General features: G+C 69.7%; 11 protein-coding genes and 1 pseudogene. 5 read left to right on the top strand and 7 right to left on the bottom strand.

The window, feature by feature from the left end; all coding sequences use genetic code 11:
* Positions 1-49 precede the first annotated feature (49 nt).
* Genes OG819_RS30065 through OG819_RS30055 form a run of 3 tightly spaced genes read left to right on the top strand, consistent with a single transcriptional unit; the run spans position 50 to position 5,320 of the window.
* On the top strand, positions 50-1,897 hold the full coding sequence (locus OG819_RS30065; protein ID WP_266651687.1) for a DUF4357 domain-containing protein: 1,848 nt from the start codon (positions 50-52) through the stop codon (positions 1,895-1,897).
* Entirely contained in the window at positions 1,894-3,153 is a 1,260-nt protein-coding gene (locus OG819_RS30060; protein WP_266651685.1) for a restriction endonuclease, read from the top strand. Before OG819_RS30065 ends, OG819_RS30060 begins: the two co-directional genes overlap by 4 nt.
* 40 nt (positions 3,154-3,193) lie before the next feature.
* Complete coding sequence (locus OG819_RS30055; RefSeq protein ID WP_266651683.1) at positions 3,194-5,320, top strand: UvrD-helicase domain-containing protein; 2,127 nt, start codon at positions 3,194-3,196, stop codon at positions 5,318-5,320.
* A 37-nt stretch (positions 5,321-5,357) separates the two neighbouring features.
* Here OG819_RS30055 and OG819_RS30050 read toward each other — a convergent pair whose 3' ends face one another.
* Together OG819_RS30050 and OG819_RS30045 are read right to left on the bottom strand one after the other, a co-directional pair.
* Complete coding sequence (locus OG819_RS30050; RefSeq protein WP_266651677.1) at positions 5,358-7,010, bottom strand: N-6 DNA methylase; 1,653 nt, start codon at positions 7,008-7,010, stop codon at positions 5,358-5,360.
* Between the two features lie 891 nt (positions 7,011-7,901).
* Positions 7,902-9,875 carry an ABC transporter ATP-binding protein gene (locus OG819_RS30045; protein WP_266634109.1) on the bottom strand — a complete coding sequence of 658 codons (1,974 nt, stop codon included), beginning with the start codon at positions 9,873-9,875 and terminating at the stop codon, positions 7,902-7,904.
* A 240-nt stretch (positions 9,876-10,115) separates the two neighbouring features.
* Between OG819_RS30045 and OG819_RS30040 the strand changes: the two genes are divergently transcribed.
* Positions 10,116-11,099 carry a lysylphosphatidylglycerol synthase transmembrane domain-containing protein gene (locus tag OG819_RS30040; protein ID WP_266622434.1) on the top strand — a complete coding sequence of 328 codons (984 nt, stop codon included), beginning with the start codon at positions 10,116-10,118 and terminating at the stop codon, positions 11,097-11,099.
* A 2-nt stretch (positions 11,100-11,101) separates the two neighbouring features.
* Here OG819_RS30040 and OG819_RS30035 read toward each other — a convergent pair.
* Positions 11,102-11,366: pseudogene (locus OG819_RS30035) on the bottom strand (TauD/TfdA dioxygenase family protein); the annotation flags it as partial.
* A 403-nt stretch (positions 11,367-11,769) separates the two neighbouring features.
* Here OG819_RS30035 and OG819_RS30030 point away from each other — a divergent pair.
* Positions 11,770-13,062: a hypothetical protein gene (locus OG819_RS30030; protein ID WP_266651675.1), complete on the top strand. Its 1,293-nt coding sequence runs from the start codon at positions 11,770-11,772 to the stop codon at positions 13,060-13,062.
* Between the two features lie 102 nt (positions 13,063-13,164).
* Here the strand turns inward: OG819_RS30030 and OG819_RS30025 are convergent, their stop codons facing one another.
* The 4 genes from OG819_RS30025 to OG819_RS30010 form a co-directional block, all read right to left on the bottom strand.
* Positions 13,165-13,770, bottom strand: a complete 606-nt coding sequence (locus OG819_RS30025; protein WP_266651673.1) for a GPP34 family phosphoprotein — start codon at positions 13,768-13,770, stop codon at positions 13,165-13,167.
* A gap of 173 nt (positions 13,771-13,943) precedes the next feature.
* A complete protein-coding gene (locus tag OG819_RS30020) occupies positions 13,944-14,117 on the bottom strand; it encodes a CsbD family protein (protein WP_266580434.1) in 174 nt (57 codons plus the stop codon).
* Between the two features lie 119 nt (positions 14,118-14,236).
* On the bottom strand, positions 14,237-15,139 hold the full coding sequence (locus OG819_RS30015) for an SGNH/GDSL hydrolase family protein (RefSeq protein WP_266651671.1): 903 nt from the start codon (positions 15,137-15,139) through the stop codon (positions 14,237-14,239).
* 167 nt (positions 15,140-15,306) lie between these two features.
* On the bottom strand, positions 15,307-15,900 hold the full coding sequence (locus tag OG819_RS30010) for a TetR/AcrR family transcriptional regulator (protein WP_266634113.1): 594 nt from the start codon (positions 15,898-15,900) through the stop codon (positions 15,307-15,309).
* Positions 15,901-16,051 lie beyond the last annotated feature (151 nt).

Raw genomic sequence — 16,051 nt, 5'->3', positions numbered from 1 at the left:
GTGGATCGGGAGGGCCGTGCGCCGCCGGGCGCCGGGGCGAGGAGTGGAAGTGACCGAGCGAGACGAGGCCCGCCCCAAGGCGGTGCAGGCCGGGGCCGCCACGGTGTACCCGGAGTTCCTGCTGCGCCTGCCCAACGGAGGACCGCAGGCCCGGGGCCGAGTCCTGCCCGAGAAAGGGATGAACGGAAGCCTGAAGTTCCTCGTCCTCGCCGGCTCACCCGTGCGTACGGAGACAACGCCCGGCATCGGGCCTCATCCGTCGGCACAGCGGGAACGGCTGCTGGCGGACGGCAGTATCGGGACGGCGTCGGACCGATGGCCTGGCTATTGGGAGACGACCCGGGACATCGAATGCAACTCCCCGTCCGCAGCCGCCTCGGTGGTGACCGGGCGTAGCTCCGACGGTCTCTCGGAATGGCGCACGGAAGAGGGCTTCCCCCTCGTCGACTACCTCGGCGCCTCGTGGCGCACCCCGCACAAGGCCTGGCTGGTGCGGGGCTCGAACGTCTCCGGGCGTGATTTGGTGAAGCGACTGTGGGTGACCGAGGGCTGGGTGACTCTCGCGGCCACGCACCTGCCTCAGGTGGACGAGGACGCGCCGACCAAGAGCGTCCTGCGGCGGTACGTGCAGGAGGGATACGACGCCACCACCTCGTACAGCCAGAAGCAGGTGATGGCCGACGAACTGCACTACTTCCTGACCCAGATGCGGCAGGGCGACACCGTCTGCGCCATCTCGGACGGGCAGCTGTACATCGGAACGCTCACGGGAGACGCGGAGCAGGTCGAGTCCGAGGGCGGGCTGTCGAACCTGCGGCGCAAGGCCGAGTGGCGGTCCGCCGGCATCCCCTACGACGAGTTGCCGGAGGCGCTCCAGCAGAAGCTGTCCGTGCAACACGACGTCGTCGACCTGACCTCCGTGCTGGCACTCGTCGAGGGGCTCGGACGGAGCGACGAGGAACTCGCGCAGGAGGCCCATGCCATAGAACGGGACCCGAGCGTGGAGATCCCGGCGATCATCGCCCGCCGTGAGCCCGAGCTGCCCGGCCCCACGGATGAACTGGCGGCCGAACTCCTCGTGCACGACACGGCGTGGCTGCGCGAAGTACGCGATCTGCTGGCCGACGACCGCCAGCTGGTGCTTTACGGGCCGCCAGGCACCGGCAAGACGTATCTGGCGCTGAAGCTCGCCGAGTTCCTCGGCGGCGGGCCCGAGCAGGTGAAGCTCGTGCAGTTCCACCCGTCGTACGCCTACGAGGACTTCTTCGAGGGCTTCCGGCCTCAGGAGGACCCGCAGACCAGAGAGGTCGCCTTCCGGCTCACCGCTGGCCCGCTGCGCGAACTCGCCGACCTGGCCTCCCGTGAGGGCAACCGGCACATCCCGCACTTCCTGATCATCGACGAGATCAACCGGGCCAATCTGGCGAAGGTCTTCGGCGAGCTGTACTTCCTGCTGGAGTACCGCAACAAGTCGGTTCGGCTGACCTACTCCGGCGACGACTTCGCGCTGCCGCCGAATCTGTTCGTCATCGGCACGATGAACACCGCCGACCGGTCCATCGCCCTCGTGGACGCGGCGATGCGCCGCCGCTTCGCCTTCGTCGAACTGTCGCCGCGTACCGAGCCGACACGCGGTCTGCTGCGCCGCTGGCTGGCCAAGGAGGGCAAGGGCGCGGAGCCCGCCGACCTGCTCGACGCGCTCAACTCCCGTATCGACGAGGCCGACTTCCGTATCGGGCCCTCGTACCTGATGAAGAAGGGCGTGTACCGGGAGGGCGGCCTGGAGCGGACCTGGCGGACGAAGATCCTGCCCCTGATGGAGGAGCATCACTACGGGGAAGGCGTGGACATCGAGAAGCGGTACGGGCTGGCCGCACTGCGGGAGTCGCTGGGGTGACGTCCGCAGCAGACGCGTCCGCGGTAGACGCCCCGCGCTCCGTCGAGCTGGTCGAGCACGCGCCGGCGACCCGTCTTGCCCTGCCGGATGCCGTCGGCCGTGCCCTCGCCGCTTCCGACATCGTGGACGCGACCCCCGACCCGTACACGCCCGGACACTGGTTGCTGAGGGCCGGCAGCAAGGTTGGGGCCGTGGCCGTCACAGCACCGGGTGGCGGTGAAACGGTCACCGTACGCATCACACCCAAGGTGCCCATCGTCCGGCTCTTCTTCCTGCTCGGCTACAGCCTTGACCCGAGAAGGGGTTGGCTAGACGGCGAGGTCGAGGTCGCCGAGCACCGCGATCTGCTGCCCGCGCTCGCCCACGCCGTGGAACGGCAGGTGGACCGGGCCCTGCGACAGGGCCTGTTGCAGGGCTACCGGGCGACCGAGGAATCCGCGCTCGTCGTCCGCGGCCGCATCCGGGAGGCCGAACAGATCCGGCGGCGCTTCGGGGCGATACTGCCGGTCGAAGTCGCGTACGACGAGTTCACCACCGACATTGCGGAGAACCGCATCCTCCGTGCGGCCGTCGAACGTCTCCTACGCCTGCCCGGCATACCGCGCGACGTACGCCGAAGGCTGCTGCACCAGCACGCCCGCCTGACCGACGTCACGGCGATCGTGCGCGGACAGCCGATCCCCGACTGGCGTCCCACACGCCTCAACTCCCGCTACCACCAGGCCCTGCGTCTCTCGCGCGTCGTTCTGGACGGTGCCTCCGCCGAGCACGGCCCCGGCGATCTGCGCATCGACGGCTTCCTCTTCGACATGAACAAGCTCTTCGAGGACTTCGTGACAACCGCCCTACGGGAGACCTTCCAGGGCCGGGGCCGGGGTTCAGGCGGCCACACCGCCCGCCTCCAGGACTCCCACTACCTCGACGAGGCCGCCGCGATCCGTATGAAGCCGGACTTCGTGCTGTACGGGCCGGACGGCACCCCGTGCGCGGTGGCGGACGCCAAGTACAAGGCCGAGCGACCGGGCGGTTATCCCGACGCCGACCTGTACCAGATGCTGGCGTACTGCACGGCCCTCGGCCTGCGCGAAGGTCACCTGGTGTACGCGAAGGGCAACGCTCCGCACGCCGCCCACCAGGTGCGCCACGCGGGCATCGTCATCCATCAGCACGCCCTCGACCTGGACCAGGAACCCCCCGGACTGCTCACGGACATCGAGGAGGTGGCGCAGCGGCTGGCGAGCACCCCGCGCGTATGATCGACTGCGGAGTGTCCGTCCAGGGTGGGGAGTTCACCTCGTGCCGCAGCTCGCGTTCGCCAACAGCTTCTGGGAGAGCTACGACGTCCTGGAGAAGCCCGTCAAGGCAGGCGTACGCAAGGCGATGCAGAAGTTCCAGCTGCTCTCCGTGCCCGAACTGCACGCGGACAAAGGGCTCCACCTCGAGTCCGTGCAGAACGCGCAGGACGCACGCATGCGGACCATCCGCATCAACGACTTCTGGCGCGGTGTCGTCCTCGCCCCGGATGACGGCAGTGATGTGTTCCTGCTCGTCAACGTTGTACGGCACGACGACGCATACACCTGGGCCGCCAAGCGGCTGTACACGACGAACTCCGCGACGCGCGCGCTCGAAGTCCGTAACGTGGTCGCCATCGAGCAGCTGACCCCGGCCCTGGAAAAGGCGGCTGCCGCCGCCGACTCCCTGCTCTTCGCGAAGTACTCGGACTCCGTGCTGCGCGAACTGGGCATCGACGACCAGGTGTTGCGTGCAGTGCGGACGATCGTCGACAAGGCGCAGCTCAAGGCATTCGAGACACTGTTGCCGGAGGATCAGTGCGAGGTGCTCCAGTACCTCGCCGAAGAGTTCAGCCCCGCCGAGGTGTACCGGGACGTGGTCGCCGTCCGCCGTCCGGTCGACGCGGGCCCGGACCCCGACGAGAGCCTCGCCGTCGCCATCGCCAACACCACGAGCCGCATCACCCTGGTCACCGGCCCCGAAGAGCTGGCTGACATCCTGGAGAAGCCGTTCTCGGCCTGGCGCGTGTTCCTGCACCCTTCGCAGCGCCGGGTCGCCTACCGGGTGTCGTACGGCGGCCCGGTCCAGATCACCGGCGGTCCCGGCACGGGCAAGACGGTCGCGGCCCTGCACCGCGTCAAGCATCTCCTCACGCGCTCGCCCGACACCCGCGTCCTGCTGACCACGTACACGAACGCCCTGGCCGGCTCACTGCGCGAGAACCTGTCCCTGCTCCTGGACGGTGACGACGCGCTGCTCGGCCGCGTCGATGTGACGACGGTCAACGCCTACGCGCACGGCGTCGTGAGCCGCCTCGACGGCAAGGCCCCCTCCCCCATCAACGATCGGGAGGAACGGCAGCTGTGGCAGCGCGTCGTCAAGCAACTGGGGCTGCCGTGGACGGAGCAGTTCCTGGCTCAGGAGTACCGACACGTCATACTCGCCCAGGACCTGCGCGCACTCGACGCCTACCGCGTCGCCCTGCGGCGCGGGCGCGGCAGCGCGCTGCCGTCGGCGCGACGCGACCAACTGTGGTCGGCCGTCGAGCTGTTCGAGTCGATGCTGCGCGCTCAGAAGGCCACCACGCATCTGAAGGTCTGTGCGCGTGCGGCCGACCTCCTGGCCGGGTCGGCGCCCACGCACGACCACGTCGTGGTCGACGAGGCGCAGGATCTGCACCCCGCGCAGTGGCGTGTCCTGCGCGGCGCGGTGGCACCCGGCAACGACGACCTGTTCATCACAGGCGACCCGCACCAGCGCATATACGACTCGAAGGTGTCGCTCGGCTCCCTGGGCATATCGGTGGCCGGCCGCACCCACCGTCTGCGCATCAACTACCGCTCCACGGAGGAGATCCTCGGTTGGTCGACCGGCATCCTCAGCCCGGTGTCGGTCGACGATCTGGGCGGCGAGGGAAGCGACAGCCTGGCCGGTTACCGCTCCCTGCTGCACGGCCGGAGGCCCCACGTGGACGGGTACGGCTCCGAGCAGGCGGAGGTCGCGGCGCTCGTCGAGCGCGTCGAAGGCTGGATCGACCAAGGCATCCGACCGTCGGAGATAGGGGTATGCGCCCGCTTCAACGTGCTGCTCGACAAGGCGTACGACAAGCTGACAGCCGCCAAGATCCCGGTGGTCCGGGTCAGGGACAACCCGGAGCCCGGCGCGGACCGGGTGCGGCTTGCCACCATGCATGCCATGAAGGGGCTGGAGTTCCGCTGCGTCACCGTCCTGGGAGTGACGGCAAGCGCGCTGCCGTTCGCCCGCGAGGTGACACCGGCCTCCGTGGACGCGCTGCAGCGCGACTCGGATCTGCTGCGGGAGCGGTGCCTGCTGTTCGTGGCGTGCACACGTGCGCGGGAGGCGTTGGCGGTTACGTGGAGCGGGTCGCCCAGTTCGTTCGTGCCGTAGCCGAATCGGCGTACAGGCAGCGACGTGACGCTTCCCGTCAGCTTTCCGGGGCGAGCGCGCCGTTGCCGAGCCCGTCCCTTGCCAGTGTCGCCGCGTCCCGGCTCAGCTCGACCACTCTCCGCGCTCGCTCCTCGAACTCCTGAAGCGCGCGGAAGGCTGCCCCGTACCGCCGTTGCTCGGTGATGTCCATCTGCGGGATGCGGGCACCCTTGCCGTCGAGGCGGAAGGTGCCGCTGGTGCTCGTCGAGCGCCGTGTGTTGGCCGCGCTGCGCAGGAAGCCCTGAAGGTAGTCGGTGTCGAGCTGGTCGCTGGTCGAGACCGGTTCCGGATCGCCATACTCGACGAGCCCTGCGCGCGCAAGGTCAGCGACGCTGACGGTAGGTCCATCCAGAGAGCTGAGGCCATCGCCCGCGACCAACGCCGGCAGCAACTCCGCCAACAGCCTCACCTGCTCGGTCAGCTCCCGTCGCAAGGTCTGATATTCAACCGCGTAGTCGCGATGGGAATCCTCGACATGACGGGCGGGCGTGAGGTCCACGGCATCGTCGAGCAGATCGATCAGGGGAACTTCCGCCATCTGCTCGGGGTCCGGTTCCAGTGAACCGTCCGGATCGCCCGCCGTCAGATCGACCATGCGGACACTGGTGACGGCATCCCCTAGGGTCCGCGGGCGACGCAGCTGCCAGAGGTGGACCGGAAGGGCATGTGAGGCCGCCGTGCCGGACGGAAGGGCGGTGACCTGGGTGAGCACGCCCCGTCGTACGAGCTCGGCGCGGATACGGCGGCCCGCCTTGCGGTACGCGACCGAGGCGGGCAGGACCATGAGGACACGACCGCCGGGCGCGGTGTGCGCATAGGCGTGCTGCAGCCAGGCGAGTTCGCCTTCGGCACGAGACGGGGTGCCGAACTCCCAGCGCGAGTCGAGCAACAGATCCTCACGCCCCCAGTCGGGTTCACCGACTGGGGGATCGCAGACAACCAGGTCGGCCTTGAGGTCCGTCCACTGGTCGCCACGCAGGGAGTCCCCCGTGACGATGCCGACACCGATACGCCCGGTGAGGTCGGCCCTCAGTTGCGCGAACGTGGCCCTGTGGGCGTCGGACTCCTGCCCGCAGCGCCTGGGGCCCTGCTCGGGACCGACGGCGAGCAGGAGGGAGCCGATACCGCAGGCCGGGTCGAAGAGGGTCGCGTCAGGTGCCACCTCACCGGCGAAGTGGCGTACGGCACGGACGACCCGCGATGAGGTGACCTGGTCCGATCCGGCCCGGCGTACGGAATCAGTGAAGCGCTCCGCGAGAGCGCTCACCGCCTCTGCCACGCCACCGCTCTCGGCCAGATCCCGCGCGAGCCGGACGACGTCCGCCGGAAGCTCCTCACCTGCCTCTCCCTCGGTGAGGAGACGGGCGACATCCACGAGCCCGCCGAGCATGTCGTCGCCGTACACTCCGCGCAGCGCCTGCCACAGCTGCACCTCCACGGAGACTTCCTGCCCCTTGCGCTGCCTGTCCAGCCAGGCCTGCACCTCAGCCAGGTCGAACAGCGGACTGTTGGCACCCCCGCCGGTCGGCTTGGGGAAGTCGTCGTAACGTCGCCGCCAGTTCGAGACGGCGGCGCGGGTGACGCCCGCCAGCCTGGCGATCTCGGAGCCGGTGACCAGCGGGCTGGCCTCTGGGGCGGGAGTGTCCGTCATACGGGCAACCGTACACAGGGCCCATCCCGCTTTCAATCCATGCATTCGTTGACGGCGTTAACAATGGATGCGATTACCTACCCCGTGTACCGAATGTTATGGCTATTTTCTAGGGTGCCCGAGGCGTCCCTGCTCACTGGCCGGTGTCCTCCAGGACACCGGCCAGTGCGTCGCGTGCTCACGCCTCTGCGACCAATGCGGCCATCTGGTCCGCTCGCGCCCGGTTCCGCCCAGGCAGCCACCGCGGATGTCGAGAACTCGACAACTCCGCCCCACTCCGTGCACAACAATGCCGAGACCGTCCTCGGCCCCTCGCCGTCGTAGGCGCGCAAGAGCGGCAGACCGTACGGCGTCACCCCGCCGAGCTGACGCGGCCGGGCCCCCTGTCTTTCGGCTACGCGTACGGCGATCTGCAGGACCGCAACCGGTGTCCGGCACCGGGCCCGGCGGACTGGCACTGGTTGATCTAGCAGGCGCGGCCGCACGCCGCGGTCTTCGAGGACCATTGCCGCGCCCTGCGCTGTGTGTCCGCCCTCGGTGGCACGAGCGCCATCCGCGGCGGCGTTCCCGGCCGTGACCCTCACATCGTCGAACGGGGCCGGGCGACGCCGGGCCGGGTGAGGGAGCGGGATGCCGCGTGAGCACGCCTCAAAAGAGCGTGGCGAGCGTCGTCGTACTGCTCCTGCGTGACGATGGACTACCGCGGTCCCGACGACGACTGGGGCATCGGCACGGCGGCCGTACCGGAATCCGCACCCGCACCCCCTACCGGGCCGGACGACGCCAAAAGTGCGAGGGCTTTGGCCACCTCATCGACGGCCGACTGACAGCACCTCGCTGCCGCCCCGCCGGGTCCGATGATCCGGCGGGACGGAGCGTCGGCCGACGGTCCTATGCGATCGCCTCACCCGCGACGGCGATCTCCGCCACGCCGTCCCGGTCCTCACCGACTTCGTGGTCCTTACTGACTTCCCGGTCCTGGCCGACTTCCCGACCCTTGCCGACTTCCCGGTCCTTCTTGAACTGGGTCCGGTACAGCTCCGCGTACCGTCCCTCCGCCGTGAGCAACTCCTCGTGCGTGCCCCGCTCCACGATCCGCCCCGCCTCCACGACGAGGATCGCGTCGGCGGACCGCACGGTCGACAGCCGGTGGGCGATCACCACGGCCGTCCGCCCTTCCAGCGCCTCGGTGAGCGCCTCCTGCACGGCCGCCTCCGAGGTGTTGTCCAGATGGGCGGTGGCCTCGTCGAGGATGACGACGCGCTGGCGGGCGAGCAGCAGCCGGGCGATGGTCATGCGCTGGCGCTCGCCGCCGGAGAGGCGGTAGCCGCGCTCACCGACCACGGTGTCGAGGCCGTCCGGCAGGGAGCGTACGAGGTCTTCGAGTCGGGACCTGCGCAGTACGTCCCACAGGTCGTCCTCGGTCGCGGAGGGGCGGGCCAGGAGCAGGTTGGCGCGTACCGAGTCGTGGAAGAGGTGTCCGTCCTGGGTGACCATGCCGAGGGTCTCGCGCATCGACTCGGCGCTCAGGTCGCGGACGTCGACACCGCCGATGCGGACCGTGCCCTCGTCGGTGTCGTACAGGCGCGGCAGCAGTTGGGCGATGGTCGACTTGCCCGCTCCGGAGGAGCCGACGAGGGCGACGGTCTGGCCGGGTTCGGCGCGGAAGGAGACGCCGTGCAGGACCTCGGCTCCGCCCCGGGTGTCGAGGGCGGCCACCTCCTCCAGGGAGGCGAGGGAGACCTTGTCGGCGGAGGGGTAGGCGAAGCGGACGTCCTCGAACTCCACGGCCGCCGGGCCCTCCGGGAGCGTACGGGCGTCCGGTTTCTCCTCGATGAGCGGCTTGAGGTCGAGCACCTCGAAGACGCGCTCGAAGCTCACCAGCGCGCTCATGACCTCGACGCGCGCCCCGGCGAGCGACGTGAGCGGCGCGTACAGGCGGGTCAGCAGCAGCGCCAGTGAGACGACGGCGCCCGGTTCCAGGGTGCCGCGCAGCGCGAACCAGCCGCCGAGCCCGTACACGAGCGCGAGGGCCAGGGCGGAGACCAGCGTGAGGGCCGTGATGAACGCCGACTGCGCCATCGCCGTACGCACCCCGATGTCCCGCACCCGCCGGGCCCGCGCCGCGAACTCCGCGGACTCGTCCTCGGGCCGCCCGAAGAGCTTGATGAGCGTGGCGCCGGGCGCGGAGAACCGCTCGGTCATCCGGGTACCCATCGACGCGTTCAGGTTCGCCGCCTCCCGCTGCAGGCGTGCCATCCGGCTGCCCGTCCGCCGCGCTGGCACCACGAACACCGGCAGCAGCACCAGCGCGAGCAGCGTGATCTGCCAGGACAGGGTCAGCATGACGGCGAGGGTGAGCAGCAGGGTGACGAGATTGCTGACGACTCCCGACAGTGTGTTGCTGAAGGCGCGTTGGGCGCCGATCACGTCGTTGTTGAGTCGACTGACGAGCGCGCCCGTACGGGTACGTGTGAAGAACGCGACCGGCATGCGCTGCACATGATCGAACACAGCGGTCCGCAGATCGAGGATGAGCCCCTCGCCGAGCGTCGCCGACAGCCAGCGGCCGAGGAGCCCGAGCGCCGCCTCGGCGAGCGCGATGAGTGCGATGAGCACGGCAAGGCGGACGACGGTGCTTTCGTCGCCGCCGGACACGATGGCGTCCACGACGCGCCCCGCGAGCACCGGCGTCGCGACGGCCAGCAGCGCGGTCAGCACGCTGAGGACCACGAACCGGCCGATACGGCGGCGGTGCGGACGGGCGAAGGCGGCGATGCGGCGCAGGGTCGCGCGGGCGAAGGGGCGGCGTTCCTGCTGCGCGTTCATGACGCTGTACAGCTGGGTCCAGGCTGTGCTCTCCATGCTCATGGAAGTGACCGTAGGACCTCAAGCATCGTTGAGGTCAACGGCTCCCGGACGAAATTCCCGCGCACGGAGCAAAACGCCCGGGAACACGCCGGGGAACGCGGCGAAGTACACAGTAAGGAACCTATGACGGCACCCATGACGGCGACGCCCCCTCCCGCACCTTGCCCGGCACGTCAGCCGCCGGACGCGCGCCCGCAACCCCCTGTTGGCGCGGCGTGGAGAACCTCTCCCGATGTGACAGCGGTTCGACTTCCCCAGAAGCCTCCCCAGGGGTTCCCTCAAGGATCCCGACGCTTCCCGCTCAGGTCGGTCCTGTGCCTGATCCCGCTCGCCCTCGTCCTGGTGGTCGCGGTGCGGCATCGGTCGGTCCTCGTCGAGGGCTTCGGCCATCTGCGCTCGGCCGAATGGCCGTGGCTGCTGGCGGCGGCCGTCGCGACCTGCCTGACCTGGGTCGCCGCGGCCTCCGCCCGGCAGGGAGCGGTCGTGCAGCGGCTGCCCGCGCGCCGGCTGCTCGCCACCCAGTTCGCGGCGGGCGCGGCCAACCATCTGCTGCCGACGGGTCTCGGCGCCAGCGCGGTCAATCTGCGTTTCATGACGGTGTGCGGCGTCCCGCTCGCCCGCTCCTCCGCCGCGCTCGCCCTCTACATGCTCGCGGAGTCGATCGCCCGGCTGAGCCTGCTGGTGGGCCTGCTCATCGCCTTTCCGGGGGCCCTCCACCTCGGATCCCTGCTGCCCTCCGGTGCGATCGGCCCCTTGCTGCTCGCCGTGGGCGTGGTCCTCCTCGCCGTGGTGGCCACGCTTCTTCTCGTACGACGGCTGCGCGGGGCCGTGTTCTCGTTCCTGCGCACCGCGCTCGGCGAGGCCCGCTCCGTGCACTGCCGTCCGGCACGCGCGCTCGCCCTGTGGGGCGGCTCGCTCGCCTTCCCACTGCTGCAGGCCGCCGGGCTGACCGCGGTCGGTCAGGCGATGGACCTGGCGGTGCCGCCCCTGCACATGGCTCTCGCGTATCTGGCGGCGACGGCGGCCGTCGCGATGGTGCCCACGCCGGGCGGCATCGGTTCGGTGGAGGCGGCGCTGATCGTCGCGCTGGTGGCGGCGGGCGGCCCGGTGGCCGTGGCGACGGCGGTCGTGCTGGCGTACCGGATCATCACGGTCTGGGTGCCCCTGCTGCCCGGGGCGCTGACGCTGGGGGCGCTGGTCCGTCTCAAGGTGATCTGATGTCATGCCCGGGGCCTGGTGCCGTCGATGGCCACGCGTCGGCCGCGGCGGGTGTGCGGATAGTAGTCCCAGACGGCGTGGTGCTGGACGCAGCGGTTGTCCCAGAACGTCATCGTGTTCGGCTGCCAGCGGACCCGACAGTGCAGCAGCGGCGTACGGGCGGTGTGCTCGTACAGCATGCCGAGGACGGCGGCGCTCTCGGAGCTCGACAGCTGGGGGATGTGCGAGGTGTGGGGCGTTGACGAACAGCAGCCTGCCAATGGTTTCCATTCAGGGGCCAGCAAATTCCCCAAACGGCCGCGTATGCAACCGAGTTGCGGATTGGCCGGGCCTGCACCAAATAAGAATGACCGGGTTGCGAACGCGACGCGAAATTCAGCGGAGATCGCCACACCTCGGACCGGATCGGCGGATACGGGCGGCCGACACCGCACAAAGACCGAGGGTTTGGCACCCTTGAATCAAGGGGAAACATATTGTTTTCTTCAATTCTCCGAGAGCCGGACTCAAACACACCGCCGATCAATGCCTCAAAAAGCGTATAAGACATCAAACCGGCCATAGAGCCACAAGAGGGGATGTCCGTGATCCGTGCGGGCCTCGCCTCCCGGCCCGCCACCCGCGCTGACCATACTGGGAGGGCACGCCGCCTCCCACAGCAAAGTGACTCATGCCCAAGCCCTCCACCGCCCGCGCCACCGCTCCGGAAACCGTCTGGCTGGCAGGCGGACGCCATGTCGGGCCCGCCCCGCAGGAGATCCTCAGGGAGAACCTGCGGAGGCTGAAGGCCGACGAGACGATCCACGACTTCCTGGAGGCCGAGAACTCCTCGGACCCCGGGGGGTATGTCTTCGAGGCGCGCTGGCTGGTCGGCGACGCCGTCACGGTTCGCGCGCGTCTCACGACACAGGGGCGCGGCAGCGACGGACGTGAACACGCCGACGGGGGAAGCCGCTGGACGCTGGTGGCCGAGGCCGAACGGCCCTGGGACCCCGCGTGGCCCTCACCCGCGACCATGTTCTGGCCCGAGAGGAGCGAGGTCCCCTGGGACCACGACATCGTGGCCGGGCTGCGCCTGCGGGACATCAACCCGCTGCCGCAGGAGGACAAGGCACTGCGCCGCCTGCTCAAGGAGGCCGGGCAGCACAGCTGGAGCATCAACGTCGTCATCCACGAGGCGATGACCACCGGCGACAGCGGGCGCCTCCCGCTGGCCCGGCTGCTCCCGCCCGGTCTGCGTCACCGCGTCGTGGAACACCGCGCCGCGCCCGAGCAGTTCCAGGCGGTCAACTGGGCGCTGTACGACCTGGGCGTACGGGTGCCACGCGGTGGCGCCGTGATCCTGCCCGGCTCCCCCGCCCGGCTCGGGTACGACGAGCAGGACCACACCGTACGCAGCGTGTTCCTCGACGGCTCGGAGCCGACGGAGCTCCTGGACAAGGTCATACGGTACGCGGCACTGCCCTGGCCGCTGCCGGAAGCGGCGGAGGACGCCCTCACCGGCCTCCGGCAGGACTGGAAGCTGCTGACGCTGGAGGAGGCGCGGGCGCTGGTGGCCGTCTACGCCGAGGCTCTCGACGCCATGACGAAGTCACGCGACCAGTACCGTGAGGCGACCGAACTCGCGCATACGGCGCTGGCCGAGCTCCGAGAGCTCCGGGCCACGGCGTCCGGCGCGCACGACACGCCCGCCGGCCAGGACGGGAACCCGCTGCACCAGCTGACGCGGACCTTCCAGCGGGTCGCGGGCACCGTACGGGGGCGGCGCGCGGCCCGCGACGACGCCCGGGACCGGGAAACCGGCGCCGACACCAACACCGGCGCAGGCACTGGCGCAGGCACTGGCGCAGGCACTGGCACTGGCACTGGCACTGGCACTGGCACTGGCACTGGCACTGGCACTGGCACTGGCACTGGCACTGGCACTGGCACGCCGGAGAACGAGCCCGGCAAGGGCGAGTGATCGCCGTCCGATGGCCACTGTCGTCCAGGTGATCGCCATCGGAACCGGCGCCGTCCCGAGCCCACCCGGCGAAACCGGCGTGTCGTGGCGTCCCCGCTCGCGTCACGCGCCTCGCCAGAGGTTGGCGAACGCCGCGTTCTCGATGGTCCGGCGCTGGCGTACCGCTTCCAGTTCCATGACCGCGTCATTGACGGCGGCCAGCACGGTCGTCACCGCGTCGTCGGTCACGACCGGTACGTCCGCGCCCTGCTCGGCCGGAATCCCGACGGCCGCCGCGAGGGAGACGAGAACGGGCTCGTCGGCCGCCCAGCGGTGCAGGGCCCGGCGCCGGGCGGGCGAATCGACCACGACCACCCTGTCGGCTCCGAAAGACAGCCGGCGCCGACGTTGCCGGGTCAGCTGGCCGTCCGCCTCGAGGGCGGCCAGATGGACCGCGGCCAGGCCGCGCCCCCTGCGCCACAGCCAGTCCTCGACCGGCTCGTAGGGCACCTGTCGTACGAGCGAGGACGCCGCCTCGGCCAGGAGCCGGTCGTCCGTCGTCCGCTCCGGGGTCGGCACGAGGCGGTCGCCGTCCAGAAGGACGGCGTCAGCGGCGAGGAGGTCGATCACCTCGGCCCCGGCGAGCGCGAGGGACAGGTCTCCCTGCCCCACGGGGCGTTCCGGGTCCACGTCCATGGCGGTGATCAAGAGGTCCCTGGCCGTGGTCATAGATGGCTCCCCCACACAGTCTCCGGAGGGGAAAGCCTACGATCTTCGGCGGGGAAAGCCTACGACCCCCCACCGTTCGGCTCAGGTGCCCGAAGAGCCGCGCAGGGGGCCCGTCGCTCCATGCGACGGGCCCCCTGCTCTGTGTACACCGTCCGCCCACGAGCGGCCGGACGTCAGCCTCGGAAGATGTCCTTGGTCTTCTCCTTCGCCTGGCGCGCGTCGCCCTTGGCCTTCTCCGCTCGCCCCTCGACCTTCATCCGCTCGTTGCCCACGGCACGGCCCGTGGTTTCCTTGATCTTGCCCTTGGCCTGCTCGGCCTTCGCCTTGGCTTTCTGGTCGCGAGCCATGGAACTCACCTCTCGGCGCTCGACGTCAGGTGCTCACTGACCCGTGTGACCCTGGACAGACCTTGCAAACATGTCCGGTCCGTCGAGTGCGTGTGCGTGGAGATCGCGCACCCCGGGAGCTACAGCCGCCGGAGCACCGCCTCGGCCATGGCCGCCTCGCCCTTGGCGTTGGGGTGCGCGGGGGCGGCGGGTGAGGCGGGCTGCAGCGGCTCGATCCACCGGTCGGCGGGCGCCTTGCACATGTCATGTCCGACGGTGGGTTTGTACGTGTCGACGTATTCGGCACGGCTGAACCGGGCCACCGTGCGCATCATCAGGTTGAGCCGCTTCCCGACGTCACGCAGGTATGCGAAGTCCTTCGCGGCGAACGGGACCGACGGATAGCACCCACTGCCGTCGTCCGGCAGGAGGTCCGGGTAGCCGACCACGAGCACCCGGGCGTGCGGGGCCCTGTCGTGCACGGCGCGCAGCACCCGCGCGATCTTGGGAGCCGTCTCGATGATGTTCAGCGTCAGCCGGTCGAAGCCCGAGGAGTTGTAGTACTGCTGGCATGGGTTGCCCGCCGGATCCTTGGAACTCAGCGCGGCACAGGTGCCGATGATGGAGCCGAAGCCGATGTCGTTGCCGCCTATCTGCACGGTCACGAGATCCGTGGAGCGCTCGACGGCGTCCAGTTGGGGTCCGTTGGTTCCCTGCGCCTTCCACATGTTGTCGGTCGTCGCGCCGGAACAGCTCACGTCGGTGAGGGTTCTGGCCGGCCGCCGCTTCGCGACGAGCGAGGGGTAGTTCTGGTCGGAGCGGGCGCAGTTGGCGTCCACCTGACGGGGGATCACGGGGCCGGAGGTGTACGAGTCTCCGAGCGCCACGTACTTCGCTTCCCGGTGAAAGTGCTGTCCGCTCGCGACGGCGGGAGACGCGGAGGCGACGCCGAGGAGAAGGACACCGCAACCCAGTGCGGCTCCCAGCGCGGAGGCGTGTCGCCGTCTTCCGGCGGCATCGCCCCGGACCACGTGATGGTTCATCATCTCTCCTCCGTCGACACTGACGCGGCGTTCATTGCGGGCTCAACATCGCCTGTATACCGGCCGGTAGGTCGCTGGAGAAGAGATCTGTCACATATGCGGGAAACCCCGCCTCCGGAGTACCGGAGACGGGGCGGCCTCCGACGCACCCCGTCGCGGTGCGTCGGTCAGGCGGTTCGCGGTCGGGCGTACTGGAGAAGGTGGTCGGCGAGCAGGTGCAGGACCGCCTGGCTGTGGTCGCTGTTGCGGTCGACGAGCCAGGTCATGTTGAGGCCGTCGATCACCGAGTGCACGTACCGCGCGAGGATCGGCACGGGTTGCGTCCACTCGATCCCGGCGTTGTCGGCGGCCAGTTCGAGCAGGGAGGCGAAGGCGGCGAGGAAGATCTCGTACTGCCTCCTGGCGATGTTCTCGAAGCCGGGATTGCGCAGCGCGTACTGGGTGAGCTCGTAACTGATCTGATGCTCGCCGGGGTTGGCCTCGAACCCCTTCCAGAACGCGTGCAGGCTGTCGAGCACGCTCTCGCGGATGTCCTTGTGCGGCGCGAACAGTCCCCGGACCTCGGCCACGTACCGCTCGGTGAGGGTCTCGGTGACACGTTCGAGGAGCTGCGCCCTGGAGTCGAAGCAGTAGTGGAAGGCCCCGAGGGTCATGCCGGCCTCGTTGACGATCGCACGGGTGGTGGCCTTGGCCACGCCGTCACGCGCCATGACCCGGATCGCGGCCTCGAGGAGCTCGGCCCTCCGGTCGCTCGCCGCCATACGGGACACACGATCTCCCCTCTTCACCTGCGGGTTCGCCCGCCAGGATAGCCAAACCCACGGGCCGGGCATCGACTCGGAGCGCGGATCGGCCGAGAAGTAAGTCAAGCGTCCAAGACTCTTGACTTACTTCTGTGCGGTGGGCCACCGT

It is taken from the genome of Streptomyces sp. NBC_01549 (genome assembly GCF_026339955.1).
Taxonomy (GTDB): domain Bacteria; phylum Actinomycetota; class Actinomycetes; order Streptomycetales; family Streptomycetaceae; genus Streptomyces.
The sequence above is the reverse complement of the archived record's forward strand: the minus strand, read 5'-3'. Positions and strand labels throughout refer to the sequence as shown.